Source organism: Marinococcus sp. PL1-022 (assembly GCF_033845285.1).
Taxonomy (GTDB): Bacteria; Bacillota; Bacilli; order Bacillales; family Marinococcaceae; genus Marinococcus.
In genome coordinates this window covers 3,071,173-3,095,945 of sequence record NZ_JAWXCX010000001.1, presented here as the reverse complement: position 1 = coordinate 3,095,945, position 24,773 = coordinate 3,071,173, and the positions used below count along the sequence as shown (strand labels likewise).

At 48.5% G+C, this 24,773-nt stretch carries 26 protein-coding genes; 7 read left to right on the top strand and 19 right to left on the bottom strand.

Annotation, left to right across the window (positions count from 1 at the left end):
* Nucleotides 1-9: 9 nt before the first annotated feature.
* The 8 genes from SIC45_RS15815 to SIC45_RS15780 all read right to left on the bottom strand — a co-directional run bounded on the left by SIC45_RS15815 (nt 10) and on the right by SIC45_RS15780 (nt 7,766).
* Nucleotides 10-1,842: an ABC transporter ATP-binding protein gene (locus tag SIC45_RS15815; protein ID WP_319632882.1), complete on the bottom strand. Its 1,833-nt coding sequence runs from the start codon at nt 1,840-1,842 to the stop codon at nt 10-12.
* Nucleotides 1,839-3,557 carry an ABC transporter ATP-binding protein gene (locus tag SIC45_RS15810; RefSeq protein ID WP_319632881.1) on the bottom strand — a complete coding sequence of 573 codons (1,719 nt, stop codon included), beginning with the start codon at nt 3,555-3,557 and terminating at the stop codon, nt 1,839-1,841. The genes SIC45_RS15815 and SIC45_RS15810 overlap by 4 nt, the downstream gene beginning before the upstream one ends.
* A 126-nt stretch (nt 3,558-3,683) precedes the next feature.
* Entirely contained in the window at nt 3,684-4,565 is an 882-nt protein-coding gene (locus SIC45_RS15805) for an aldo/keto reductase (RefSeq protein ID WP_319632880.1), read from the bottom strand.
* A 109-nt stretch (nt 4,566-4,674) separates the two neighbouring features.
* Nucleotides 4,675-5,115 (bottom strand): GNAT family N-acetyltransferase, encoded by a 441-nt coding sequence (locus SIC45_RS15800; protein WP_319632879.1) that lies wholly within the window; start codon nt 5,113-5,115, stop codon nt 4,675-4,677.
* A gap of 96 nt (nt 5,116-5,211) precedes the next feature.
* Nucleotides 5,212-5,580, bottom strand: coding sequence for a DNA replication initiation control protein YabA (yabA, locus tag SIC45_RS15795; protein ID WP_298786911.1), 369 nt, complete (start codon nt 5,578-5,580; stop codon nt 5,212-5,214).
* 32 nt (nt 5,581-5,612) lie between these two features.
* Nucleotides 5,613-6,428, bottom strand: a complete 816-nt coding sequence (locus tag SIC45_RS15790; protein WP_298786910.1) for a stage 0 sporulation family protein — start codon at nt 6,426-6,428, stop codon at nt 5,613-5,615.
* A gap of 2 nt (nt 6,429-6,430) precedes the next feature.
* Nucleotides 6,431-7,420, bottom strand: coding sequence for a DNA polymerase III subunit delta' (holB, locus tag SIC45_RS15785; RefSeq protein WP_319632878.1), 990 nt, complete (start codon nt 7,418-7,420; stop codon nt 6,431-6,433).
* A gap of 16 nt (nt 7,421-7,436) precedes the next feature.
* Nucleotides 7,437-7,766, bottom strand: coding sequence for a cyclic-di-AMP receptor (locus SIC45_RS15780; RefSeq protein ID WP_091615072.1), 330 nt, complete (start codon nt 7,764-7,766; stop codon nt 7,437-7,439).
* Nucleotides 7,767-8,031: 265 nt separating this feature from the next.
* On the opposite strand from SIC45_RS15780, the gene SIC45_RS15775 reads away from it, so the two are divergent.
* The gene (locus SIC45_RS15775; RefSeq protein ID WP_319632877.1) at nt 8,032-9,366 is read left to right on the top strand and encodes a hypothetical protein; all 1,335 of its coding nucleotides are present in this window, start codon (nt 8,032-8,034) and stop codon (nt 9,364-9,366) included.
* Nucleotides 9,367-9,404: 38 nt separating this feature from the next.
* Here SIC45_RS15775 and SIC45_RS15770 read toward each other — a convergent pair whose 3' ends face one another.
* The 3 genes from SIC45_RS15770 to SIC45_RS15760 form a co-directional block, all read right to left on the bottom strand.
* Entirely contained in the window at nt 9,405-9,830 is a 426-nt protein-coding gene (locus SIC45_RS15770) for a DUF948 domain-containing protein (RefSeq protein WP_091615078.1), read from the bottom strand.
* A gap of 88 nt (nt 9,831-9,918) precedes the next feature.
* On the bottom strand, nt 9,919-10,566 hold the full coding sequence (gene tmk / locus SIC45_RS15765; protein ID WP_298786900.1) for a dTMP kinase: 648 nt from the start codon (nt 10,564-10,566) through the stop codon (nt 9,919-9,921).
* 6 nt (nt 10,567-10,572) lie between these two features.
* Nucleotides 10,573-12,006 carry an aminotransferase class I/II-fold pyridoxal phosphate-dependent enzyme gene (locus SIC45_RS15760; protein ID WP_319632876.1) on the bottom strand — a complete coding sequence of 478 codons (1,434 nt, stop codon included), beginning with the start codon at nt 12,004-12,006 and terminating at the stop codon, nt 10,573-10,575.
* Nucleotides 12,007-12,128: 122 nt separating this feature from the next.
* On the opposite strand from SIC45_RS15760, the gene SIC45_RS15755 reads away from it, so the two are divergent.
* A complete protein-coding gene (locus SIC45_RS15755) occupies nt 12,129-12,695 on the top strand; it encodes a TIGR00730 family Rossman fold protein (RefSeq protein WP_319632875.1) in 567 nt (188 codons plus the stop codon).
* 126 nt (nt 12,696-12,821) lie between these two features.
* The gene (locus SIC45_RS15750; protein WP_319632874.1) at nt 12,822-13,730 is read left to right on the top strand and encodes a sulfotransferase; all 909 of its coding nucleotides are present in this window, start codon (nt 12,822-12,824) and stop codon (nt 13,728-13,730) included.
* Nucleotides 13,731-13,752: 22 nt separating this feature from the next.
* Here SIC45_RS15750 and SIC45_RS15745 read toward each other — a convergent pair whose 3' ends face one another.
* The gene (locus SIC45_RS15745; RefSeq protein ID WP_319632873.1) at nt 13,753-14,025 is read right to left on the bottom strand and encodes a DUF3219 family protein; all 273 of its coding nucleotides are present in this window, start codon (nt 14,023-14,025) and stop codon (nt 13,753-13,755) included.
* A gap of 171 nt (nt 14,026-14,196) precedes the next feature.
* Between SIC45_RS15745 and SIC45_RS15740 the strand changes: the two genes are divergently transcribed.
* On the top strand, nt 14,197-15,042 hold the full coding sequence (locus tag SIC45_RS15740; protein ID WP_319632872.1) for a YihY/virulence factor BrkB family protein: 846 nt from the start codon (nt 14,197-14,199) through the stop codon (nt 15,040-15,042).
* 120 nt (nt 15,043-15,162) lie between these two features.
* Here the strand turns inward: SIC45_RS15740 and SIC45_RS15735 are convergent, their stop codons facing one another.
* Together SIC45_RS15735 and SIC45_RS15730 are read right to left on the bottom strand one after the other, a co-directional pair.
* A complete protein-coding gene (locus SIC45_RS15735) occupies nt 15,163-17,430 on the bottom strand; it encodes a glycosyltransferase (protein WP_319632871.1) in 2,268 nt (755 codons plus the stop codon).
* 14 nt (nt 17,431-17,444) lie between these two features.
* Nucleotides 17,445-18,431, bottom strand: coding sequence for an endo-1,4-beta-xylanase (locus tag SIC45_RS15730; RefSeq protein WP_319632870.1), 987 nt, complete (start codon nt 18,429-18,431; stop codon nt 17,445-17,447).
* Between the two features lie 407 nt (nt 18,432-18,838).
* Between SIC45_RS15730 and SIC45_RS15725 the strand changes: the two genes are divergently transcribed.
* Nucleotides 18,839-19,603, top strand: coding sequence for a DeoR/GlpR family DNA-binding transcription regulator (locus SIC45_RS15725; protein WP_319632869.1), 765 nt, complete (start codon nt 18,839-18,841; stop codon nt 19,601-19,603).
* A gap of 48 nt (nt 19,604-19,651) precedes the next feature.
* Here SIC45_RS15725 and SIC45_RS15720 read toward each other — a convergent pair whose 3' ends face one another.
* The 3 genes from SIC45_RS15720 to SIC45_RS15710 form a co-directional block, all read right to left on the bottom strand.
* Nucleotides 19,652-20,557: a Gfo/Idh/MocA family oxidoreductase gene (locus SIC45_RS15720; protein ID WP_319632868.1), complete on the bottom strand. Its 906-nt coding sequence runs from the start codon at nt 20,555-20,557 to the stop codon at nt 19,652-19,654.
* Between the two features lie 119 nt (nt 20,558-20,676).
* On the bottom strand, nt 20,677-20,862 hold the full coding sequence (locus SIC45_RS15715) for a hypothetical protein (RefSeq protein WP_319632867.1): 186 nt from the start codon (nt 20,860-20,862) through the stop codon (nt 20,677-20,679).
* A complete protein-coding gene (locus SIC45_RS15710; RefSeq protein WP_319632866.1) occupies nt 20,856-21,140 on the bottom strand; it encodes a hypothetical protein in 285 nt (94 codons plus the stop codon). The genes SIC45_RS15715 and SIC45_RS15710 overlap by 7 nt, the downstream gene beginning before the upstream one ends.
* A gap of 186 nt (nt 21,141-21,326) precedes the next feature.
* Here SIC45_RS15710 and SIC45_RS15705 point away from each other — a divergent pair, with 186 nt between their 5' ends.
* Nucleotides 21,327-21,971 (top strand): DsbA family oxidoreductase, encoded by a 645-nt coding sequence (locus SIC45_RS15705; RefSeq protein ID WP_319632865.1) that lies wholly within the window; start codon nt 21,327-21,329, stop codon nt 21,969-21,971.
* A gap of 141 nt (nt 21,972-22,112) precedes the next feature.
* Here the strand turns inward: SIC45_RS15705 and SIC45_RS15700 are convergent, their stop codons facing one another.
* A complete protein-coding gene (locus tag SIC45_RS15700) occupies nt 22,113-23,330 on the bottom strand; it encodes an ISL3 family transposase (protein WP_319630690.1) in 1,218 nt (405 codons plus the stop codon).
* A 121-nt stretch (nt 23,331-23,451) separates the two neighbouring features.
* Between SIC45_RS15700 and SIC45_RS15695 the strand changes: the two genes are divergently transcribed.
* A complete protein-coding gene (locus SIC45_RS15695; protein WP_298786875.1) occupies nt 23,452-23,721 on the top strand; it encodes a hypothetical protein in 270 nt (89 codons plus the stop codon).
* A 133-nt stretch (nt 23,722-23,854) separates the two neighbouring features.
* On the opposite strand, the gene SIC45_RS15690 is transcribed toward SIC45_RS15695, so the two are convergent.
* Nucleotides 23,855-24,655: a carotenoid biosynthesis protein gene (locus SIC45_RS15690; RefSeq protein ID WP_319632864.1), complete on the bottom strand. Its 801-nt coding sequence runs from the start codon at nt 24,653-24,655 to the stop codon at nt 23,855-23,857.
* Between the last annotated feature and the right edge of the window lie 118 nt (nt 24,656-24,773).

The window sequence follows — 24,773 nt, the reverse complement described above, 5'->3', positions numbered from 1 at the left end:
CAGTTTTTTTCATATATCCACCTTCTGTTGATTGGCCTGCTGAAAAGCTGCATACCGTCCCTGCTGTCGAAGAAGCTCACTGTGCGTTCCCTGTTCTGCAATTTCTCCATTGTCCATTACATAGATGATATCTGCTTTTTCAATAGTATTTAAACGGTGGGCTACTACAAAAGAAGTACGCCCTTTCATTAAACGCCCCAGCGCCTCCTGTATTCTCATTTCTGTTACTGTATCCACGCTTGAAGTTGCTTCATCAAGAATCAGAATTTTTGGGTCGGACAAAACTGCCTTGGCGATGGAAAGCAGCTGCCGCTGCCCATGACTGAAGCCACTTCCTTCCTTTCCAAGCATCGTCTGGTACCCTTCCGGCAGCCGTTCGATAAATGCATGGGCATTGGCTGCCTTCGCCGCTTCTATCACTTCTTCATCCGAAGCATCCAGATTACCATAGCGTATGTTTTCCATTACAGTTTTTTCAAACAGAAAATCATCCTGCAGAACTACGCTCATCTGCTGCCGAAGGTGCTTAATATTCCATTCGGAAAGAGGGGTGTGATCCACGTAGACCTCGCCGGCTTCCGCCGTATAAAAGCCGATGATTAAATTCATAACGGTGGTTTTTCCAGAACCGGTGGGTCCTATAAAAGCAGCTGTTTCGCCGGCATTTACATGAAAATCAATGCCGCGAAGCACCTTTTCATTTTCATAGCCAAACGATACATCCTGAAACTCCACTTCCCCCGAAACAGTGTGTGCTGTTCCTTCTTTCTCCCGGTGGTCCTCTGCTTTTTCGTCCAGAAAGGAAAAAATTCTCTCTGCCCCGGCAAGCGCCGCGAAAAGAGCATTAAACTGGTTCGCCAGGTCACTCAGCGGCCGGGTAAACTGACGGGAATATTCCACAAAAATCACGATTGTGCCAATGGTAACCGCACCGACACCATAATATGCCAAAATGCCTCCGGCTCCTGCAGTGACCGCGAAATTAATATTGTTTAAAAAATTCATCCATTTCGGGATAAAGCCAGAATATGTCTGAGCCCAAAATCCGGCATGACGGAGGGTGTCGCTTTCCTGTTCAAAGTTCCTCATGACACGCGGCTCTTTAGAAAACACCTTCACGATCGACTGTCCGGAAATCGTTTCTTCGGCATACCCGTTCACTGCCCCAACCGCCTGCTGCTGCTTTTGAAACAACAGTCTTGTGCGCCTCGTAATCCAGCGCAGACCAAAAAACATGACCGGCAGAAACAAAAGCGTAAAAAAGGTGAGAAGCGGGCTGATCACCAGCATGATAACGAGAATTCCGGTAAACGTTAACAGGCTGGTCATGATCTGTACGACTGACGTGTTTAAAGTAGTTGATATGTTATCCATATCGTTCGTCATTCTGCTCATAATGGATCCATGCTGCCGTTTGTCAAAAAACGAAAGCGGCAGTGTCTGCAGATGGGAAAAAAGGTGATAACGAAGCTTAAAAACGGCCTGCTGGGCAAGAGAAATCATCATGTACGTCTGGATGGTGCTCATGACACCCCACCCAACGTATACAGCAAACAACAGCAAAAGTATCGTTCCAAGCCCTTCGAGCTGCTGCGGCACTAAATACTGGTCCACAATATGGCCGAGAAGCAGCGGTCCCGAGAGCATAAAGGCAGCAGTAAAAAGAACACAGACAAAAACAGCTGTCAGCCGCCATTTCTGAACGGCCAGGTAAGACCAGAGCCTGGCTGTGGTGCGTTTCCAGTTCTGTATCCGCTCGGTGTCCGGGCGGCCGTCTGCCTGTGAGGGGTCAATGTCCGGGTGTTTATATTGAAACGGCGAGGTAATCCAACGCTTTTTCATGTCGCCGCCTCCTTCCCGTACTGTGATTGATACAGCTGCCTGTAGAATGCAGACTCATTATACAGCTCTTCATGAGTACCGAACCCGATGACTTCCCCGTGCTCGAGAAGCAGCATTTTATCCGCCTTTAGCGCCGTGGAAAGCTTTTGAGTCACTAAAATAGAGGTGCATGGGTACGCTTCAAGGGCCTCCAGGAATTCAGCCTCCGTTTCCGCATCCAGCGCACTGGTGCTGTCATCCAGGAGCAGCAGCCCCGGGTTCCGCAGCAGCGCCCGGGCAATAGTCACCCGCTGCTTCTGGCCACCCGAGAGGTTTACGCCATTCTGGCCGATCATCGTCTGCTCCTGCTCGGGAAGAGCCCGGATCGTTTCCTCAAGCTGAGACGCTTTCACCGCCTTGCTTATTTCCTCAGCTCCAGCTTCCTCAAGCCCCCACTGAATATTTTCCCGGATCGTCCCTGAAAATAATTTCGCCTCCTGGGGCACATAGCCAATCTGCGTTCTTAACGAAGCAATGTCGAGGTCCCTGATGTCCGAATTATCAATAAAAAGACGGCCACTGACCGGTTCGTATAAACGAAGCATTAACTGGAACAAAGAGGATTTACCGGCCCCGGTCGCCCCGAGAACCGCCATCTGCTCGCCGTGTTTCACGTGGAACGTCACATTATTCAGAGCCGGAACCCGGGTGTCACTATAAGCAAAAGTTACATTCTCAAATTCAACATTTATACTTCCTTCTTCTTTTACTTCCTCCTGCCCGGAATTTTCTTTTTCGGTGCCTTCGAGCACCTCTTCAATCCGCGAGGCGGAAGTTCTGGCCCGTGCAAGCAGCGTAATCAGCATACCGACAACCCCAAGCGCGCCAGTCATTCTTGTAGCATAGTTAACCACCGCTACCACCTCACCTACCTGGGCCTCGTTGTTCTGCACGGCAGATCCCCCAATCCAAAGCATGAGCACAATCGCTGCATTCATTAAAAAAAGCAGGATGGGCGAAGTAAGAGCTGTATAACGAAAAGCTTTAAGAGCGCTAGCCTGTAAAGCTTCATTCTGTACAAAAAAACGTTTAATTTCATGCTGCTCACGGCCAAAAACCCGTACAAGCCTTAGACCGCCAAGGTTTTCCTTCATTACTCTGTTTACCGCATCAATACGTTTTTGCAGGCTGCCGAAATAAGTCATTCCTTTTGTCATCAGCCATGCAAGTATAAGCAATAAAAAAGGAATAAAGATTACAAGTATGAGCGCCATTCGGACATTTACCACAAAAGCCATGACAGTCGCGCCAATTAGTAAAAGCGGCGAACGCAGCATAAACCGGAGCAGCATCACAATCATGTTTTGTACCTGGGTAATATCGTTAGTGAGCCTGGTAAGCAGCGAGGACTGCGGGAAATCCTGCAGATTCTCCAGACTCGACTCCTGAATACGCTTATACATTTCATTGCGCAGATCAAAGCCGGTGCTGTGCCCGACATGATCAGCGAAAAAACAGTTCAAAATCCCGACACCGAAGCTGAGCAGGGCCAGGCCCGCCATCGCAAGCCCAAGGCCCACCACCAGACCGATATCATTGTTTGCCAGGCCGTCATCGATCAGCCTTGCAAGAAGAAGCGGCTGGAATAGTTCCACTGATAATTCAATTAAAATCAGAAAAAAAGACAACACTGCTGCTGCTTTATACGGACGCGCGTAGCGTAAAATAGTTTTCATCAAAAGACTCCTTGCACATTTCTGCCCGCGTAAAGAATTATTTATATTTTAGCACATGCCTGCAGCCTATTTCTTCTCGATCCGGCATAAAAACCGGCCTTCTCATACGAAAAGGCCGGCTGGCAGCTACACGATGTCGAGCGGTTGTTTTGTCTGCGGCTTCGGAAAAGCCTGATCAAGCATTTCGATTTCTTCATTTGTCAGTGTCACACTCGCCGCTTCGGCATTCTCCCGCACATGCTCCGGATTGGACGTTTTCGGAATGCTTAACACCATTCCTGAATGAATGGTCCAGGCGAGCGCAATCTGCAGCGGAGTCATGCTCCGTCGTTCAGCGATTCTCTGCAGGGTACGGCTTTCTATAAGCGTACGCCCTCCTCCCTGGTCCAGTGGGCAGTATGCCATTACCGGCATCCGCTGCTCCTTCATCCACGGCATCAGATCAAACTCAATTCCCCGTGAAGCCAGATGATATAGCACTTGATTGCAGACGGCATTATCTCCGTGCTCAAGCGAGAGCAGCTCTTTCATCTCCCGGGTATCCAGGTTGGAAACGCCCCATCGCTTGATTTTTCCATCTGCTTTTAATTTTTCCATCCCCTTCACCGTTTCTTCGAAAGGAACACTTCCGCGCCAATGGAGTAAATACAAATCCAGCTGTTCTACGCCGAGACGGCTGAGCGACCCTTCACATGCTTTTTCAAGTTTTTCGCCGTCTGCGTTATTGGGAAGAACCTTAGAAACAAGAAAGGCTTCCTCTCTTCTTCCTTTCAATGCCTCTCCGGCGAGTTCCTCTGCCTTACCACCGCCGTACATTTCAGCTGTATCAATAACCGTCATTCCATAATCAAGTCCCGTACGTAATGCTTCTATTTCCTGCTCCCTCAGCCCGGCATTGTCTCCCATATGCCATGTACCCTGGCCAAGCGACGGAAGCTCCGTGCCGTCCCGAAGGGTTATTGTGCGAGCCTGAACGTTTTCCTTGATGCTTTTTGAAGTATCGTCCATTGATGATCCAGTCCTTTCGCATTGCTTTTATTGTAATACCGGCCATTTCGGTAAAAGACCGTTCAAGCCTTTCTTCACACGGACAGCCTTCTTTTCATTTTTATCGTTTTTAACGGCGTTTCCATAAACATTTCTGTGAAGCGCTCCGTTTCCCGGAAGCCCTGCTTCCTGTAAAAAGCTTCAGCCCGGGTATTCCCTCTTCCACATACACTGTCATCGTCTTCTTTTCGGCAGAAATGCGTCCCATTCCGGCATCGAACAGTTTTTGCCCCCAGCCGGACCGCTGATACCCAGGGAGTACGTAAAGAGCTGCCAGCTCTGCCTCCTCCTGCTGGAGCACGTTAATATAGCCTATCAGAACGCTTTCGGTAACTGCAGCTAAAAATATGGACTCTCCACGCTTAATATCAAACATTTTTTTAGAATACGCAGCGTCAATGAACGCCTCTCTCGTCCGGGCCGGTATTAAATTCTTATACGTATGCTCCCAGGTGAGCTCAGCCACCCGTCGCACCGCTTCGTAGTCCTCCTCTTGTACCAGCCTGATCATCTGCATGCCCTCCTCGCTGAAAAAGCTCGCTGTGTGTCCTGAAGATATAAACGAAACCGCTTGTCTTTACAGACAGGCGGTTCCAGATGGATTTTTTTATTTTTGATTTAAAAAGGAGAGGCAGAATAAGCAGTCCCCATCCGTCCGCAGGCTGCCGTAATGCATATTACAAATGTGGAAGCCTTCATGGTACAGGCGGGCAAGATTGTCATAGCCCTCCCCCATGCTGCTCGTCTGAATGCGGCTCGGCCCAGGCTGAGACGCGCCTCCGGCTAATTCCTTTTCCTGTATTCCCTCACCGCTGTCTTCCACCCGCTGACGCAGATGCTGATTTTCAAGTACGAGTGCCTGGTTCTCTTCAATCAGCATCGCCAGCTGTTCTTTGAGCTCTCCCAGTTCATCATGGAGCCTTCCGATCCGCTCTTCCATATGAATCACCTGGGAGAAGATTTCTTTTTTATCCACTCGCACTCCCACCTTCTCCGTCCGTTTAACTGTTATCCTGCGATGAAGCCTTCATCAAGCAGCTCGTCCAGCGAAAATTCCAATACTCTCTCTTCTTCTGCGTAGTTCACCTGTACGAGACGTTCTAAAATATTGATACCGGCCACTTTTCCTTTGCCTTCCGGGGTATTAATATGCTCGCCAACGTCCGGCATTTCACGCTTGGCTGTTTCATAATGATCATTTTCATATTTCAAACAGCACATAAGCCTGCCGCACAGGCCGGAAATCTTTGCCGGATTTAAGGAAAGATTCTGATCCTTTGCCATTTTAATGGAAACCGGCTCAAAATCCCCGAGAAACGTCGAACAGCAAAGCATTCTTCCACACGGACCAATCCCACCGAGCATTTTGGCTTCATCCCGGACACCAATCTGCCGGAGTTCAATCCTCGTACGAAACTGGGAAGCTAAATCCTTCACCAATTGGCGGAAATCCACCCGGCCTTCTGCCGTGAAATAAAACAAAATCTTATTCCGGTCAAAGGTATATTCCACGTTCACCAGATTCATATCCAGCTGATGTGTCGAAATTTTTTCACAGCCGAGATCGTAGGCTTCCTGCTCAAGCTGTTTGTTTTCTTTTACAGCGGCATGATCATCCTCATCGGCAAGCCTCATAACCTTTTTAAGCGGCAATACGACATCATCGCCGCTGACCTGCTTATTTTCAAGCACTACTTTTCCGTACTCAATTCCTCTGGCCGTTTCTACTATGACCCAGTTTTCTACCTGCGCGTCATGGCCGTTTGGGGAAAAGTAATAAATCTTTCCCGCCTTTTTAAACCGGACGCCTACTACATCATGCAATGTCATGATCCCTCCTGTAACTGGATCAGCAGCTGTTCCATCAGAAGCTGCGCATTCGCGTTGGCCCGGAGCCGGCGCTTTGCTTCTAAAATTGCCTGCAGTCGGGCAACGACCTCCATTTCTGAAAAACGAAGGGCTACTCGTTCCAACGTCGCTTTTTGATCGAAGTATGTGATGTCATCCGAACCGTATGTGATCGACAGAAGGTCGCGATACCAAAAAAGCAGCATATCTAAGCCGATGTCCAGTTCTTCTCTATCTGAAAAATGTCCAAGCCATTTATCCTGTAGTGTCAATAATGCACTGTGAAGGCGCTGATGCACCTCTTCTGTTAATTGTATCACTAGATTTCGACCCTGTACAATCCACTCAGCCAGTGCTGCCTCGCTTTCACGCTCCGGCACATGAGGAAGCTTTGCAAGCAGGCCGGCTGCAATTTCCCCTGTGCCCTCCCTTTCCTGGAACAGACGGCGGCGCCGTTCAATGGAAGGGGGAGAGAACGAAATCTTTTGGGCACGGGACTGAATAGTGTCCAGGAGGAAATGCGCATTCTCTGTTAATAAAATGGCCAGTGTCGGGCTTTCCGGTTCTTCGAGAAACTTCAGCAGACTGTTGGCCGCACTGGCCGTCATACGGTCAGCGTCTTCAATAATATAAATTTTTAAACGGGCTTCCATTCCTTTGTAGGTAAATTCTTTTTGAAGCATTTCCACCTGTGCTTTTTTGATTGAAGCGCCTTCCGGCTGTAAAAACATTACTTCCGAATGGTTGCCGTGCGTAATTCTGCGGCATTCCCGGCAGTCCCCGCACGGCGCCGGACCGATTTTTTCTATGCAAAAAAAGCGCTGTGCCATTAGAAGCGCTGTTTCACGCTTGCCGGCACCCGCTTTTCCCTCAAATATATAAGCATGGGCCACGCGGTCTTTATTCATGCTTTTTTCCAACAGCGACATGACTGTAGGCTGTTCTTCCTGCATGGCTTCCCAACTCATGTTAATCTCTCCGTCTTTAATATTTTTCAAACTCTTCCACGTTTAATTGAAAAACGGTCGCCCCGCCGACCTGCACTTCCACAGGGTAGGGAACGTAGGAATCTGCATTTCCGCCCATAGGCGAAACAGGAGCGACGAGCTGTTCCCGGGTTTTGCAGTTTTCCTGGATGACTTTTTTGACTTCATCCACCTGCTCGTCTTCGACACCGATTAAAAACGTAGTGCTTCCGGCTTTCAAAAATCCTCCCGTACTCGCGAGCCTGGTTGCCTGAAAATTTGCTTCCACCAGCGCATTAGACAACCGGTTACTATCTTTATCCTGCACCACAGCCACTAGCAGCTTCATGCTCCGTACCTCCTATTTCATCCAAATCCACATTATTTATTACTTTTATTTTACTGTATATGCAGCAAAAAGTGAAGCACGCCAACGAAACAGCCATTTTTTGAATAATTATTCCAATCCTTAAGCCTAAGACTTTTTGATCAATATTCAGGAATAAACACACTGGAATTGATGCCAGCAGCAAAATATGGAATACTTCAAGTAACAGTTTCCTATTTATGGCATTACCGAACCATCAGATTAAAGAAGAAAGGAAGTTGGACTCATGCGCTTTCCCCGCTGGCTGCTCCGGGCCGTTCTTATTACTGCCGTTTTATTAATAAGTTCTACAGCTATCGGTTATTCCAAGGCAGAAGACCCTTACCGGTCCTTTGACGGAATGGGAAGCAGCGTGTCTGTCGCTCCTTCTGATGATAAATTAGCGTTCACATATATCACGAACGGCCAGGAAAAAATATATACCTCAACTGCTGATGGCAAAAATCCTGAGCCGCTTACTGATCTGAATCAGCCGCAATTCTCTCCTTCTTTCCATCCGCAGTCGCCGGAGAGCATTCTATTTTTATCGGAGCAAAATGATTCGGTTCGCTCTCTTTATACAGCAGAGACAAAAAGCAGCCAGCATGAACGTTTAACTGGCAGTGAACTCCACGTGCGCGATGCTGCCTACTCCCCGGATGGCCAGCTCATTTACTTTTTAGGCATGCCTGCGGACGCCTGGAAATCTGCCGACCGGAGTACAGAGGCAGGATTTAGCATCTACTCCATGCCTGCCGGCGGAGGCGCTTACAAAAAAATCACCCGTGAAAGCAAGTATTTAATGGGAAACATCTCTCCGGACGCTACGGGCAATATACTTCTGTATACTTACACGGAAGGCCCCGATGATGAAATGCACGTGGGAATGAAGACGCTGAATAACAAAGTATATGAGGAGCATATCGAATTCGCGAACAACCTCCCCGGGGGGCTTTACAATCCGACAGCCTCGCCGTCAGAAAGCCGCTATGCCTATACAACCAACGTTGCTTCGAGCCAGGAGCAAAACTACCAGTACGATTTATTTTTATATGACCTAAAAGAAATGCAGGCCAAAAGATTAACCAGCCATGAAAACAATGTTGCTTCTCCTTCTTTTTTTCATCAGTCAGATGATATTGCCTACATGCACCAGAAAAACTGGCCGGAGGAGCCTGCGGAGTATGAACTGCGTATTGTGAACAGCGCATCCGGGGCCGATGAAGTGGTTCCCGTTAATATGGATCAAGCCGGAGATTCGCTACTCTCTGCCGGGCTCGGGGCGGCCCAAAAAGCAGTCAACGTATATGTGATTGGTTTTTTCTACACTTTGTTTGGCGGCTGGTTTATTATTGCTGCGTATAAAAAATACCGCCCGTTTCTGGTCGGGGCGGTAAGCACTACTGTTGCCCTGGGGCTATGGGGCTTCTGCCATTTTGGAGAGGCGTCCTACCCATGGATCGCTGCCATCTGCTCCGGACTTGTCGCGCCGCTCTTTATATGTACGGGGATTTTATTTCTATTCGCTGGCATCCAATCCTACCGGCTTTATATTCGCGAATATAAAGCTTCCTCCCAGTAAAAAAAGCAGCAGGGATCCGCTCCCCTGACTGCTTTTTTCTATGCTTGTTTACGGTTTTTCCATTTAGCGTACAGGTCGACCACCGTGTCACCGATGTCACGTATTTGGGCCACCTGTTCATTTTCCTTCGTACGCTTTTGATTCTCATGAAGCGTTTCGGTAGCCACTGCACGTGTCGCTATATGATATTTTCCTACGGCTTCTTTGGAACCCTTCAGCGTATTTGTAAGCTCCTGGATCGCCTCCATGTCCCGGTTGACGGAATCGTTAATAACCTCCAGGCGCTGGGTCAATGTTTCCGACTCATTAATCAAGCCGTCTGTTTTCTTTTGAATCCGCTCCATTGTTTCATTGATGGTTTTCATCTGGGAGGATGCTGCTTTAACAGCCTGAACAACACCGATAACTAACCAGATAAGCGCCAACACAATGATAGCGATACTTACGTATAAAATAGCAATCATCTGTCCGGCTCCTTCCTTCTTTGCGATATTTTCCTAATTGTCTTTTCCCTTTTTTATTTTATTGTATGTACTGAATTTGTATTTTTCCTCAACTTTTTACATCCAGGTAGGCCTGTACCTTTTCCCTGCAGTCCTTAATCACTTCTTCAAGCGGCTTTTTGGCATCGATTTTTTTAATACGTACCGGATATTTCTCCGCAAGTGTCATATACGCTTCATGTACCCTCGTATGAAAACGGGCAGCTTCATTATCCAGGCGGTTCCATTCTCTTTCTTCGGCCCGCTGGATTCTTGCTATCCCTTCCTCCGGATCTACATCAAGCAGCAGCGTGAGATCGGGCATACGCCCTTCAATCGCAAATTCATTTACGGCTGCCACTTCATCTATACCAAGACCCCTGGCTGCCCCCTGATAGGCTAGGCTGCTGTCCACAAAACGGTCGCAGAGCACAACAGCTCCTTCGGCAAGAGCCGGGAAAACCCGTTCCACCAAATGCTGGCGTCTTGCAGCAGCGTATAAAAGGGCTTCTGTGCGTGCATCCATCTCTGCATATTCCGGCTCGAGCACCAGGCTCCGGATTTTTTCTGCAATCGGAATGCCCCCCGGCTCCCTCGTTTTTAACACCTTGAAGCCCTCTTCCTGCAGCCACTTTTCGAGAGCGGTAATCACTGTGGACTTTCCGGACCCTTCTCCTCCTTCTAACGTAATGAACCTTCCTTTACTGGTGTCATGCATATGGCTCTATCCTTTCTTCCTGTGTTTCACTTTTACGAAAAAGCGGTCATCTTCTTTCCTTCCGCCCTGCAGGCGTCCCCCATTCTGCAGAAGGTCACGGGCATAGCGAATTCTTTCGCCATCCACATATTCTCCTTCAAGCCAGAGAGGAATCCCCGGGGGATAGGGCACCAGCGGCGCTGCTGCATTTCTTCCTTCTGCACTTTCAAGCAGGATCCATTCTTCGCCGCCAGGCTCTTCCTCCCAGGTGCCTTCGGAGAACCGGGGAAACAATTCAGACATGGAAAAGGAAGGGGTCCTTTTAACGTCCCGGGGCTCAAGCCCTTCCCACACTCTCTTGACTGCCTCTAAGGGGATGTTGATGTGTTCGTTGGTCAGGGGCAGAGCCCAGAGTACATAGCTGCTGCCGGCAAGCTCTGAATAGATGTCTTCCTGTTCGAGGGCCTCCTGCACCTCCCATCCTGTATATCCTTCTGGCACCGGTACCAACCATTTTAACGGATCGGCGGCTACATGCTCCGGCGGCTGTATCAGTCTGCTGCCGATGACTGCTTCAAGCTCGCGCTTTTGGGCGTAAAGCTGTTCGGCCCCCCATCCCTTATGCTGTATTGTATGTACATAATGACGGGCCGCATCGAGCGAAGCGAGCAGCAGATATGAAGGGCTGCTCGACTGCAGCATCCGCAAATAATAGGAGAGGCGTTCACGGGAAACCCGGGAGCCGGACGCATGCAGATATGCACTCATCGTGAGAGCTGGCAGCATTTTATGCGCGGACTGGACGACCACGTCTGCCCCCTGGGCGAGAGCCTCTTTTGGAAGCTGTGGACTTGCGGCAAAGTGGGCTCCATGGGCTTCATCCACAAGCAGTACCCCATTATGTCCGTGCACGAACTCTGCAAGGGAGGAAATATCGCTGCTCCACCCTTCATACGACGGGGAGGTGATGATTACCCCTTTTAATGACGGATAACGGGCCCACGCATCTGCCAGTATTTCCCGGGAAATGCCGATTGAAAGCTGCGTCGTTTCGTCTATTTCAGGCCGTGCAAACACGGCCCGGGCTCCGGCAAGCTTTACCGCATTCATCACTGACTTGTGAGCGTCACGCTGCACAAGCACCTGATCTCCCGGAGAAAAGGCGGCCATCACCATCGCAAGGTTTCCCGCTGTAGAGCCGTTAATTAAGAACCACGTTTTCGCGGCCCCAAACACCTCTGCCGCTAAATGTTCGGCTTCCGCAATCCCTTCTTCAGGCTCATGAAGATCGTCGAGGCCGGCGATTTCTGTCAGGTCGTAAGGAAGTATTTTTTCCCATTCCGTTAGCGACGCCGGAAAAACGGTGCCGTTTTTATGACCGGGCACGTGAAGGGATACCGGCCGGCCGGTTATATGCTGCTGCACCATGCGGACAATAGGCTGATCCTGCTGGGAACCCATGTCATTCACGCCCCCTTTTCAACTGTCTTATTTATCTTAACATGAAAAATTTGGCTGTTCTTTCTCTTTTTTCACTCGTGCTATACTATTCAATGATTGAGATATTAAAGGAGAGATGCCTGATGAAAAGCATTGCTGTATTTTGCGGCTCCCGCCTTGGAAGCGATCCCATATATAAAGATTCAGCAGCAGCTCTTGGCAAAGAGATAGCCTCCTCTGGTCGCACACTGGTCTACGGTGGATCCAATGTAGGAACGATGGGCCGCCTCGCAGATGCTGCGCTCGAAGCCGGCGGCGAAGTTATAGGCGTTATACCGGATAAACTCGTGGAACGGGAGATTGCCCATCCTTCCCTGAGTAAGCTTTATAAAGTATCTACGATGCATGAACGAAAAGCCAAAATGGCCGAACTGGCCGATGGATTCATAGCGCTGCCAGGCGGCCCGGGGACTCTTGAAGAGTTTTTTGAAATGTTTACATGGGCCCAGATCGGTGTGCACCAAAAACCGTGCGCACTTTTAAACGTTCACCATTATTATGATCACCTGCTTCAATTTTTCAATCATATGGAGCAGGAGCAGTTTCTCCCTGCCGACCACCGCGATAAAATTATTGTTTCCGACTCTCCGAAAGAGCTTCTTCAGCAGCTCAGCGAACATCCGGAGCTCGAAAAGAAGTCATACGAGTAACAGGCATAAAGCTGTGCCTGTGCTCTTTTTTATTTATTATTACTTTAGCCGGATAAACGCTTTGCGGAGCTTCTTATTTTTCGTTATGATGATAATAATAATTAAACAAACTATGCGGAGGAACCTATGCGAAAAAAAGTGTTTATACATATTGGTTTTCATAAGACAGCGACTACGTTTTTACAGCAGAATGTATATCCCAAGCTAAAACAGGAAATCAAATACATACGGAAAAAACGAATTAATCAGGAGCTGTACGACTTACGGCTGAAACGGCTGAGCGATGAAAACATTCATACCATCCGTACGAATATCGAAGCTTTCATGGAGACGGATAATCCGGTGCTTATCTCTTATGAAGGCCTTTCCGGCAGCCCGTTTTCCCAAAAGAAATCCAAAAACAATCTAAGGGTGCTTGAGGACCTCCGCCGCACATTTCCAGCAGATACATATGACACCCATATTATTGTCGGGGTGCGGGATCAGATTGACCTGCTGACCTCCCTCTACGTTCAATATCTCCATCAGGGCGGATACAAGAGCGCCAAAGCTTTGTTTAAAGACTGGGAGGACCACGGTATTCTGGACCATTACCACTATTACCGCTATCTCCAGAAAATAGAAGAGCTTTTCGGGCCGGATAACTATTACCTGCTGCAGTACGAAAGCTTTCGAAATGATGAATACGGCCAAATTTTGCAGCTGCTTCAGTATATGGGCATCGACCGTGTGCCAAAATACAACCGCTCAAAGCTGAACCGCAGCTACGGAGTCATGCAGGCGGTACTCGCCCGCAAGCTGAATTATTTTGTTAAAACACCGCTGAATCCAAACGGTAAAATCCCCGTCGTCGACATTCCGAAGATCGGCACTGTGTCTCCGCGGCGCCTGCTTCAGAATAACGCGAGCTTTGCCCTTCATTATAAAAGGTACTCGCTCCCTGTGAATCTTCAAAAGGTACTGCAGCTGAAATACCAGAAGGATAATGAAAAGCTTGCCGAAGCCTATCACATTAAAGATTATTCCAAAAGCTAACCGAAGAGCCGCGGCTCTTCGGTTATTTTCCAATCAACGCCAGCGTATAGCGGCTCGTGCTCCCCGGTTCATAAAGATTCACCGTATCTGTGGAATACTGCAGAATCCCAGCCTGAAAGGGGTCCGATTCTCCCACCTGCACATTAAAGTCATTTTCGTACAATAATACCGTCACATCATGATACTCCTCATGCGTAACCTGAAACGTAAATTCGACGATCCACTTTCCTTCTTCCGTCTGCTCGTTTCTTAGTATTGTCTCTTCCTGAAACGCCCGGCTGTTAATATAAATCATTCTTTTTCCCCCTTTTGCTCTCTGCTTTATTCTGCCCTATAAAACCTTTTGTTACAATAATTATGATCAGCCCCCTCGCCCGGCAGTTTAAGCTTGTCCTCCTGGTGGTACGGTAAGGAAAGGCTTTGTATAAGTACGTATCGCCAAGCTGTAAAGAGAGGGGTATAACATATGAATACCATCAAATCCTATGCCAAAGAACTCATGGGCGAATTTAAAAAGGACGATGTCCCGTTACTTGCTGCCGCCCAATCCTACTATTACCTGCTTTCCATCTTTCCAATGATGATTTTAATACTTACCATTCTTCCCTTTCTTAATATTGATTCCCAGGCCGTCGTCACGCTTGTACAGAATACCGCCCCGAGCGGCATGACTTCTGTGCTCGAGGACAATATTCTTAGTATCGTGGAAACACCGCGGGGCGGACTTTTCACTATCGGTCTGATCGGTGCGTTATGGTCGGCTTCAAATGGGATCAACGCCTTCATTAACGCCTCCAACACTGCATACGATATCGAAGAAACGCGCTCCTTCCTTAAAGTCCGCGGCATTTCTATTGCACTGACGCTCGGCATGATTATTGCGCTTGCTGCCGCTCTTATTCTTCCTATATTCGGCAACCTGATCATTGATTTTATCAACTCTGTCGTCAGCCTCCCGCCGCAGACCGAGCTGCTGTTTCAAATTCTCCGGTGGGTTGTCGCCCTGACCGTAATGTCTGCTGTTCTTCTCGTGCTGTATCGTTTTGCACCAAATAAAACATTAAAGTGGAAGGAAATTCTGCCCGGTGCTATCACAGCTGCGGTGCTGTGGCAGCTGATATCTCTCGCGTTTTCCTTTTACGTCAGCAACTTCGGCAACTACTCTGCCACCTACGGAAGCCTTGGTGGTATTATTATTCTGATGCTTTGGTTTTTCCTGACCGGCATGATTTTAATGATAGGTGCTGAGCTGAACGTTATTTATCACCGCCGTCACGGAAAATCCTCCCACGCTTCCCCGGAAGAAAGCTGAGTTGGGCTGCCCCAGGGCAGTCCGTTTTTTTCCTGTAACAGCTTATAACTTTATATTCGGGTTAAAAGCCATAATAAAAGGAAGGCTACCATTCGCGGGAACCTTCCTTTTTTGCATTGTTCAACTGATGCTTGAGGACTGACTGCTGATGCTTTCCTGTAAAAACTGCATTCCTACCCACGTTTTTCGGCCGCGCTGCTGGATCCATTGGGTGCGCGCGTAGTTATCCGGAAAATGATCCTCTTTCCCGGAAATATAGACAATATCTCCCGGCTGAATGCTTTTGACGTTTTTTACCTGCACCCGGCAGCCGCTCATGCTGTAATCCTTGACTACCGCTTCATAAATAACATTATTTACTTTTACAGTTGCAGACATGTTCACCTGCTCCCGGACAGTCATCCGCTTTGCCTGAGCCGGCTGTTTTTCCGTGCCCCTGAAAAACTTCAGAAAAGCTCTCCCGAGCGAAGAACGCTCGTAAATACGCTTCGTATAGATATCTGTCATTTCTAAAAACATGACCTGGATTAAACTACGGTACTGCTCCAGAGTGACATTCTGAAATTTACCACCGGCAGCAGCCACTGCCTCGGCCTGACCGCCGACCCACAGCTTATGCACGCGAATCCCGTTAATCGGGCCGGCGCTGAGGATGAAGTTTTCTTCCTGTGAAAGCCAGGACTTTGCTTCCGGGTGCGCCACTTCAAAACGTACCCCGGTTTCACTCAAATCCAGCACCTTGCACGGAAGCGTTCTCCCCCTGGCTGACACAGTGCCCTCGAGATCCACCTTGTGCCGTTCGGCTCCGCGAAAACGCGGGCGCTCCACTGAAACCATTAATGCCAGTACAAGAGCTACAGCATTGTAGAGGATCCAGAAAATATTAATGTAGAGTACGTCTTCGTTTTGAAAAATCGTCAGAGAGGTAGTGAAATGCAGTACCACTCTAGCCAGCGCAATAAAGGTGAGTGCAAGCAGTATCAGATACGGGATACTGACTCTCCACAAAAACTGCCGGCGGTCGTTTTGGATGCCCTTGGCTGTGACATTAAACTTGATATTTTTCCGCATAAACGCTTCCGTAATTACCGAGATTGCCATGTACGGTGCCATTGCTACTTCATAAACATGGCTCCAGAGGACCGTCCGCTTTTGGTCGGACATTAACCGGAAGGCCAGCTGCGATGAAAGAAAGGCCGGCAGCCAGTAGAGCACCAGCGTTTCAAACTCTGCGTTCAGGCTGTAGATGGAAAAAATCAAAAACAACAGAGGCGCCAGCAGGAAAATCATTTTATAAACGCCGAAGAACCAGTAATTGATGCCATCCATATACAACAGCCGCTGCATAAAGGAAAGGCCTTTGATTTTCATTGGGTTCCATTTCCGGGTGACTTGAATATTGCCGCGGCACCAGCGGTCTCTCTGTTTTAAAAGATCGGCATATGTTTCTGGGGCGAGCCCAACGGCCAATGTTTCATTCACAAATACCGTTTTTTGTTCTCCCGTTTGAAGCAGCATCCCAGTCGCCATATCCTCAGTAATTACCCCGGTGGCAAATCCTCCAATATCCTCGAGCGACTTCCGCCGGAACAAAGCGTTACTGCCTACGTACATGGTAGCGTTAAAGCGGTCTTTTCCTTCTTCCAGCCGGCGCATGAAAAAATCCTGCTCATTGGTAATGTTGTCTTCAAAAAACAAATTGTACTGAAAGGGATCTGCGTTATAAAACACCTGAGGCGCCTGAACAAAGGAGACTTTTTCGTCCATGAACTGCCCAAGGGTGCGCTCGAGAAACTCGGCCTTTGGCACCATATCAGCGTCCATTGTAACGACGATTTCCCCGTCGGTTTTCGTTAACGCGTCATTCAGGTTGCCGGCCTTGGCGTGCTCGTTGCCGGGACGGGAAATGTAGCCCACACCCAGGCTTTCTGCAAGGCGGCGCACAGACTCCCTTTTCCCATCATCGCAGACATATACCCTTAGCAGTTCCTCAGGATAGCGCATCATCGTGCATGCAGTCATGGTCCGCTTTAGAAGGTCTTCGGGTTCATTATATGTGGCGATAAACACATCGACTGTGAGCAGGCTTTCCAGCTTTGAGAGCGGAATATGTTTTCGTTTAAACGGTTTCCAGGATAAAATCGTAAACATGATTGCCTGGAAATAGCCCATTACTTCTGTAGCCAATAACAGAATCCCGGCGATAAAGCTGATAATACCCAGTGTAGGAATCGTTTCGGCCGCTCTCCAAAAAAGATAGACGGCATTGACGATAAGAAAAAGAGAGAGCAGTATATGCCGGGACCAGGTCCATTTTTTTGCTGAAAAATAAAGCAGCATTAGTACAATTATTTCTGCTGCCAGAATGTACCAGAATGTGTCGTTCATGTCCTGCCCCCCTGTTACAGTATAGGATTAAAAATAAATGTCCGTTTCATATGGTCATATGCAGGCTTTACTTCCCAGCTGCTGTCAAACAGCAGCGGCTCTCCGTTTTCTGACTCCTGTTCGGTGACCCAGCTTTCTGCATCACCGACGCCCCAGACGGTAAGGCCGCTGCAGGAGGACTCCTCCATACAGGCGCCCGTCACATCTGCATAAATATCTGCCTGGGTCTTTAGACGTTCCTGTCGGGGAGCATCCAGATTCTGCAGTTTTACATCCATTTCAGTTACAGCTGTCTCAAAACCAGCCTCCCCCCAGCGTTTAAGGTTTTCCTGCATTTTTTCTTTGGAAAACCTTGGATCGGCAGCATCAATGTGAGTCTGCATGCCAATACCATCAATTGGGACACCGTCGTTTTTCCAGCTGCTCAAGGCTTCAAACATAGCATCTGTTTTCTCATTTTTTATTTCATTTCCGTAGTCATTGTAGTAGAGCTTCGCTTCGGGATCTGCCTCACGCGCCCATTTGAAGGCCAGAGGGATATACTCCGGTCCAATATACTCAAACCAGATTGTTTCTCTGTAGCTTCCGTCGTCGTTCCAGGCTTCGTTGACGACGTCCCATTCCTGCACGCGTCCGCTGTAGTGCCCCGCCATGGTCTGCACATGATCCTTCAGTACTGCTTTAGCGCTTTGTTCATCTACTACCTCTTTGTGCACCCATTCGGGCAGCGCTTCTCCCCATACAAGCGGGTGGCCGCGGACCTTCATATTATTTTGTTCCGCCGTCTGTACAATTTCGTCTGCCTTTTGAAAGCTGTAATTTCCTCGTTCAGGCTGCACAGCCTCCATTTTCATTTCGTTTTCTACGGTGAGACTGCTGAATTCTTCAACGAGCAGAGCCCTATAATTTTCATTATCTGCCAGCGGATCCCAGCGCACCGAAGCACCTATATAATGCCCGGAAGCCTCCGCGTTTGTACCAAGCGAAGCGTTTGACTTCATTACAAACCATCCTCCTGCCCCTGCCATAAGTAAGATCAGAAGCCCGGCTGTTACAAAAAAGATCTTTTTCAAAACAGCATTTTCTCCTTTTGTACATTATCATTATAAAGGCTTGCTTTTTAACTTTTATTTCCAATTACATATGTATTTATACTTAATGATACCATTATTTTGGTTCGTTAAGAAGCTTTAACCCACACTTTTCCATTTGTCATTCCAGCCGGTTTCTATGGCTGTAAATTTAAAACGGAATACAAATGACGTTTAATTACGAAGCTTTTATGTATAAAAACGCTTTGTTTTTAAAGATTTTTGCGTAAAAGCCTGTATTCCTGCCTGATTTATGCTTATAGTGTAACTAGTAAAAGTAAGATTTAAGACCTCAGCTGTGATAAGGAGGACCATGTATGCTCGCTTTTGAACGAAGAGAAAAGATTCTATCCACCCTATATAGTGATAAAAAAGTATTCGTTGCTCCCCTGGCTTCAACCTTTAACGTCACTGAGGAAACCATTCGCCGTGACCTTGAAAAGCTTGAACGTGAAGGTGTTGTTACCCGTAATTATGGGGGAGCCACGCTCAATAATCGCACGAGCGAGGATCTTCCGTATCAGACAAGAAATACGATCAATTTAGAAGAAAAAAGAATTATCGCCCAGCTGGTGCCGCCACTCGTCAAGGACGGCTCTTCCATTATGGCTGACACGAGTTCCACGGTGTATGAAGCCTTGCAGGTGCTTCAGCAGTCCAGGGATCATCTCACCATTATTACAAACAGCGTATCTATTCTTCAGGACTTTGCATTTTCATCCTTTGACGTGTTTTCTACCGGAGGAAGCCTTCGGAAAAACTCGCGATCTCTGGTGGGCCCCTCAGCCATCCGTTCAGTACAGCAGTACAACGTAGATGCAGCTGTCGTCAGCTGTAAAGGCATTTCCATGACGCAGGGAATTATGGATACAAATGAGCCGGAAGCTGATTTAAAGCAGTACATGCAGAATCAGGCCCGCCAGGTTATTCTGCTTGTCGACCATACAAAGTTCGGCGCTGTCTCTCTGGTCAAAACATTTCCTTTTGAACAAGTGGACTGCCTGCTGACCAACAAACAACCTTCGGAGGAGTGGCTCGATTTTTTCGAACAGCACGAGATCGATGTCATCTTTCCTTCATAATAAAGCTCTGTCTCTCTGCTGAAGCTGCAGGGAGGACAGAGCTTTTATTTATGAACTGGTAAGGTGACGGACAACGTCTTCAGCCATTTGATGAGTTTCCCAGGCTTGTTCATACATGTATTCCGGAATAATATCCTGTTCCACAAAAGCCAGAAAGGTTGTAGTAATAGTTTCAAATCCGCGTTTTTTCAGCGTGGATTCCCAGTCGTTTTCTCCCTGGTGCCATACGTCTTTATCCTTATGCACGCTCACGTCCCGGACATTGCTTACCGTTAAGGTCTGCTCCTGGTTCATCACGTCCACGCGTTCCAGAGTGGTGCCGGCTTCACGGTTCATAATACCAAGCGCTGTCACATTGGGTGACTCAAGCTGCAGAGTCACATGGTGCAAAAGGTCGTATTCCCCTTTACCGCTCACCGTCATGTTTTCAATGGTCTCCGGAAATAAATACAAAATCGTATCAATCACATGGATAAAGTCATCAAATACAAACGTGCGGGCATCCGCTGCCTGGTGACCCCGATGCTTTTGAACAATAATCATATTCGTATCCTCTGCTTCCATCAGCTTTTGATAGGAAGGTGCATGCCGGCGGTTAAAGCCGGTCATCAGCAGCAGCCGCTTCTCTTTGGCTTTGGTGAGCAGCCGCTGGGCAGATTCGGCGTGATACGTAATCGGCTTGTCCACATATACGTGGATGCCCATGTCAAGCAGCGCATCGATAATAGGCTCATGCGCTACGGTGGCGGTATGCACAAACGCCGCTTTCATACCGCAGCTCAGCCACTCGTCCATCTGCTGATACGTGTGAGGTATCGTATACGTATCAGCAATTTCTTTTAACGTCTCCGGGTTTCTTGTGTACACGTGCAGTTCTACGTCTTTTAGGTTGCTTAAAATGGGGAGATACGCTTTTTTGGCAATGTCCCCGATGCCAATCATTCCTATTTTCATGGTGTCCCCTCCCGGGCCTGAGCTCATCAAGATAACGGTTACAAAATCCACATAGTGGTTTTGAATACCTTCTTCCCTCAGAATACCATAAATTGTTTCTTCACCGTTTTTTCAACAGGTTATTTATAGTAATTTTCTTTCTGTTCTGCTATTTTCTGTACTTCAGCACGAATTTGCTGATACGCAAGCCGGCCGCCCAGGCAAATCAGATCATCTTCCTTGCTGTAGGGCGTACGGCTGGTCAAATGCTCAATCTGTTCATCCAGATAAGCAGACAGTACAGCGAGTTCTTTGTTTTTCACCATTCTTCACGCCCTTTTTGTACGGAAAGAATCCGGTCAAAGGAAATATTATAATAGCTGCCCCGCTCGTCCTTCCAGTGAATAAGCCGCTTAATATGATCAATATACGTACATGTCCCTGTCGTAACTACATCATGTTCTTCATTTTTCCATCTTAGTTTTAATTCATGCTTTTCTGCCCAGGCTTTACGCAGAAGCCGTTCCTTCTGTTTCCAGTCCTCCGTTTCTTTTTCCCATTCCGCCGCTATCATGCGGGCGATTGTTTTTTGTTCATCATTCATCAGCGTCACATCCCCTTCAAAGAGAAGTATATTACTTCCATTATACAAGAACGTACGTTCGAGAAAAGGATATTTTTTACTGATTTTTTGTCTGGGCAGAAAAAACCGCTCTCTGTAAGCATTTCAGTAGGCAGAAAAAATTTTTTTCTTCATACTGTACATAGCGTATTCTAAAGGAGGACAAACATGCAGGTAGATATTTGGTTTGATGTAATGTGCCCGTTTTGTTATTTAGGAAAACGGCGTTTTGAGACAGCTTTGGAAAACATGTCGTTCAGGCATCAGGTGCAGGTGGTCTATCACAGCTTTCAGCTGAACCCGGAGATGCCAAAAAATCCGGCTTCGGACATTCATACCTTTCTCTCTGAACAAAAAGGCATGGACCGGGAGCAGGTGCTTGCGTTTCACCGGCAGCTCACCGATCAGGCACGGGATATCGGTTTGGAGTACAACATGGACGAAGCAGTGCCGGCTAATTCCTTTGACGCTCACCGGCTGCTGCAATTCGCCACAGAGCGCGGCAAAAACAACCGCATGACAGAGCGCCTCTTACGCGCTTATTTTACCGAATCCAAAAACATTGCAGATATCGACACCCTCGTCGGAATCGCGGGAGATGTCGGCCTTGTGGAGGAAGAAACGAGGGAGCTGCTTGAGCTGGATGCCTACACCCCGAGTGTGCAAAAGGATTTACAGGAAGCTTCCTATATAGGAATTGATGGCGTGCCTTTTTATGTGTTCGATGAAACGTACACCCTCTCCGGCGCTCAGCCGGCAGAAACATTTGAACAGGCGCTCCAGCAGGTATGGGATGAAAAGCAGAAGGCATAACAGGAGGAGCTCTTCCTTTCCGGGAAGGGCTTTTCGTATAAAAATGGGAAGAAAGTAAAGCTTCATACACTTTTTCGCAGGGAAAACTATACCCATCCATGAAAAACGGTTCTATGTCTAATGTTGGGGTGACCCCCTCCATTATCCGGCGAGCGACCATTTATATTGATGATGCAATAACACTTTGGCCCGCAGGCGGTCGTACCGCTGGAACCCGAAGGCGTTCCGTTTGATCACCTTGGTCTGGTTGTTCAGTCCTTCCACGGTGCCATTGTGATAATCGAACGTAAAACTGTTCAGGATTTCGGTCTGCCAGCGCCGGACGGTGGCGGCAGCCTGGGCCATGTCCGGGCACCCGCTCGCTTCCACCTGCCGGTAGAAGGCGTACAGATCATCCCGGATCGCGCCGGCCTGGCCGGTTGTCATCCGGCGCTTGCTCCGCTCAAACCAGGCCCGAAAGGCTTCTTTGAGTTCATATGCCGTCCGGAGCTCTTCCGACTCGGCCAGGTAATAGTCCCGGATCTTCACCTGTTGGGCGGTGAGGTCTTCGGCTTTTTTGGTAAACACGTGCTTCAGCCGTTTGCACCGCTTGCGGTGGTAGGACGACAGGGTGTGCTGCACGCGGCGCCGGACCCGTTCGAGAGCCCAGTACACGTGCCGGTGCACGTGAAACCGGTCCGCCACGATGATCGGACGGTTCAGGGCCCGCCGGGCCGCCTGGTGAAAGGGCGCACTCATATCCATCACGACCACCTCCACCTGGCCGCCTTTCTGCTGCAGGTACTGCTTCAGTGTCTCTTTCTTCCGGTCCGGCAAAATGTCGACCGGACGTCCGGTAGCCCCGTCCGCCACCAACAGCTGATACTTGCCGGCGCTCGTGTCGCCTTTGTACTCGTCGACAGCAATCACCCGTGGCAGCTGCTCCACGTGCGGGAGCGTCCGGGAAGCCAACTCGTCAAACCGGCGCAGCGCCGTCGTGACTGACGTGGAAAACTGGCGGGCTGTATCGGTGAAATTCTTGCCGGTGACCAGCCGGAGGCCGAGGGCCTGATTCCATTCCCGGCTGTGCCGCTGATACCGATCGACCAGTGGATTAGCTTCAGCAAATCGCTTCCCGCAGGGGCAGGCGTACCGCCGCCGACGATAATGAAGCACGGTTGGCCGTTCAAACCAGGCCGTATGCTGCACCCGCTGCCACCGGTAATCGTGGACCCGCCGGGTCCACGTGCCACAGGCTGGGCACCGGGACCGTTTCCGGGGCACCGCCACCTGAAGGTGCACCATTCCTTCCCGTTCGTCGGTGTGGAGGACCCTTACCCCTTGGAGGCCGGGGATCGTTATGTTACTATACATATGCACGCAACTCCTATCCTGCTTGGTTTTCGTCGACGCAAGTATAACGGATATCGGAGTCTGCGTGTTTTTTTGTGTCTGTACCCCAACAAATATTATAGAGCCTGAAAAACAGGAGGCCTGCACCATGCTTGCTATTAAAGTGAATCGTGCGTTCCATAAATTAAATAAACATGCCGCCCCCGCTGCCGAAGCTGCGCTGAAAAGAAACGAATCAATTGTGGTGCATTTAACCAGCACCCAGGAGCGGAAACTACAGGACTCTCTGTATTTTCTTGAAGAGGAAGAATTGATTTACTGTACCGAATTAGAAGAAAAAACCAACACAGACCCCAGAACAAACACCACGCTCGAGCTCATCCCCCTTCCAAGGCTGTTCAGTGTTTTAAATGCATAAAAAAAAGCCTCCCCGGGGGTACGGGGAGGCGCATAGAGGGGTTCCCTGTCCAGTGAGATGAACCTGGGGGATCAACACCTCCTATGTTAAGCCCTTAATGTAATGCTTGTGTGAAGAACCTGTTAATGTTTTGTTATTTTCTTTCGACAGGCTGCCTTCTTCCCATAAGCACCGCAGCACAAAAAATCATAATACCAATTCCAATCGCCCCGGCAAGCCAAAGGGCATTTAACAGCGCAAGCAGGGTAAACATAAAGGTGAGCAGCATATATAAAGCAGCGGTGCGCGGCTGCCAATAAGCTGACACCTCAAACAGCCTTCCCTGGAAACGGAGAACCAAATACATAATCGCGTGCAGAAGAAAGCCAATAATAAACCAGCCCTGGAAATTTGAAAATGGAATACCATAATACCAGCCGCCTTCATTCCATATCCAGTACTCCTGCACCAGATAATTTACAGGGTCGAGCACAAAATCAATTCCAGTGACTAAAAGCGCCCCCAAAAGCACATAAAAAACGAACGCTCCCCACCCACGCAGACGTGGAAGCATGCCCAGAATATACAGCATTAACGCGTGTGAGCCCGAAACGATAGCCACCCATGCTGCTCCAATCGTCAGCGGTACCCCGAGAATCATCGCCCCAAAATCAGAGGCGTATTCATAGCTCCCGAAAAAGAGATTCAGCTGCACACCGATCCCTTCAAGAAACATCGAAAGCAGAAAAATAACAGCAGTCAGCCCGCCTCCGGTTTTCCCCCCGTACGACCGGACCAGAAAAAAAGCTCCAATTACTCCGGTTAAATACAGAAAAACAGCGTTTGCCCATTCCAGCCATACCGGGAGCAGATCGAACGTCAGCAGCACGAGACCGCATATGTACCAAAAAATAAAAAAACGAAATAATCCTATGTCGAACGATAAATTTCTCATGGGCCCTCCTGAAGTGACAGACTATTAATGGATGCCCCTTTCTATTTCCCGGGTAATACTTGTTTTAATTGTGTTTTGTAAAAAAAACAGAAAATCCCGAAGGATTTTCTGCCTGCAG

Coding starts and splice junctions, on each gene's coding strand:
- SIC45_RS15815 (WP_319632882.1), bottom strand. CDS start 1,842: ATGAAAAAGCGTTGGATTACCTCGCCGTTTCAATATAAACACCCGGAC.
- SIC45_RS15810 (WP_319632881.1), bottom strand. CDS start 3,557: ATGAAAACTATTTTACGCTACGCGCGTCCGTATAAAGCAGCAGCAGTG.
- SIC45_RS15805 (WP_319632880.1), bottom strand. CDS start 4,565: ATGGACGATACTTCAAAAAGCATCAAGGAAAACGTTCAGGCTCGCACA.
- SIC45_RS15800 (WP_319632879.1), bottom strand. CDS start 5,115: ATGATCAGGCTGGTACAAGAGGAGGACTACGAAGCGGTGCGACGGGTG.
- holB (WP_319632878.1), bottom strand. CDS start 7,420: ATGAGTTGGGAAGCCATGCAGGAAGAACAGCCTACAGTCATGTCGCTG.
- SIC45_RS15780 (WP_091615072.1), bottom strand. CDS start 7,766: ATGAAGCTGCTAGTGGCTGTGGTGCAGGATAAAGATAGTAACCGGTTG.
- SIC45_RS15775 (WP_319632877.1), top strand. CDS start 8,032: ATGCGCTTTCCCCGCTGGCTGCTCCGGGCCGTTCTTATTACTGCCGTT.
- SIC45_RS15770 (WP_091615078.1), bottom strand. CDS start 9,830: ATGATTGCTATTTTATACGTAAGTATCGCTATCATTGTGTTGGCGCTT.
- tmk (WP_298786900.1), bottom strand. CDS start 10,566: ATGCATGACACCAGTAAAGGAAGGTTCATTACGTTAGAAGGAGGAGAA.
- SIC45_RS15760 (WP_319632876.1), bottom strand. CDS start 12,006: ATGGGTTCCCAGCAGGATCAGCCTATTGTCCGCATGGTGCAGCAGCAT.
- SIC45_RS15755 (WP_319632875.1), top strand. CDS start 12,129: ATGAAAAGCATTGCTGTATTTTGCGGCTCCCGCCTTGGAAGCGATCCC.
- SIC45_RS15750 (WP_319632874.1), top strand. CDS start 12,822: ATGCGAAAAAAAGTGTTTATACATATTGGTTTTCATAAGACAGCGACT.
- SIC45_RS15745 (WP_319632873.1), bottom strand. CDS start 14,025: ATGATTTATATTAACAGCCGGGCGTTTCAGGAAGAGACAATACTAAGA.
- SIC45_RS15740 (WP_319632872.1), top strand. CDS start 14,197: ATGAATACCATCAAATCCTATGCCAAAGAACTCATGGGCGAATTTAAA.
- SIC45_RS15735 (WP_319632871.1), bottom strand. CDS start 17,430: ATGAACGACACATTCTGGTACATTCTGGCAGCAGAAATAATTGTACTA.
- SIC45_RS15730 (WP_319632870.1), bottom strand. CDS start 18,431: ATGAAGTCAAACGCTTCGCTTGGTACAAACGCGGAGGCTTCCGGGCAT.
- SIC45_RS15725 (WP_319632869.1), top strand. CDS start 18,839: ATGCTCGCTTTTGAACGAAGAGAAAAGATTCTATCCACCCTATATAGT.
- SIC45_RS15720 (WP_319632868.1), bottom strand. CDS start 20,557: ATGAAAATAGGAATGATTGGCATCGGGGACATTGCCAAAAAAGCGTAT.
- SIC45_RS15715 (WP_319632867.1), bottom strand. CDS start 20,862: ATGGTGAAAAACAAAGAACTCGCTGTACTGTCTGCTTATCTGGATGAA.
- SIC45_RS15710 (WP_319632866.1), bottom strand. CDS start 21,140: ATGAATGATGAACAAAAAACAATCGCCCGCATGATAGCGGCGGAATGG.
- SIC45_RS15705 (WP_319632865.1), top strand. CDS start 21,327: ATGCAGGTAGATATTTGGTTTGATGTAATGTGCCCGTTTTGTTATTTA.
- SIC45_RS15695 (WP_298786875.1), top strand. CDS start 23,452: ATGCTTGCTATTAAAGTGAATCGTGCGTTCCATAAATTAAATAAACAT.
- SIC45_RS15690 (WP_319632864.1), bottom strand. CDS start 24,655: ATGAGAAATTTATCGTTCGACATAGGATTATTTCGTTTTTTTATTTTT.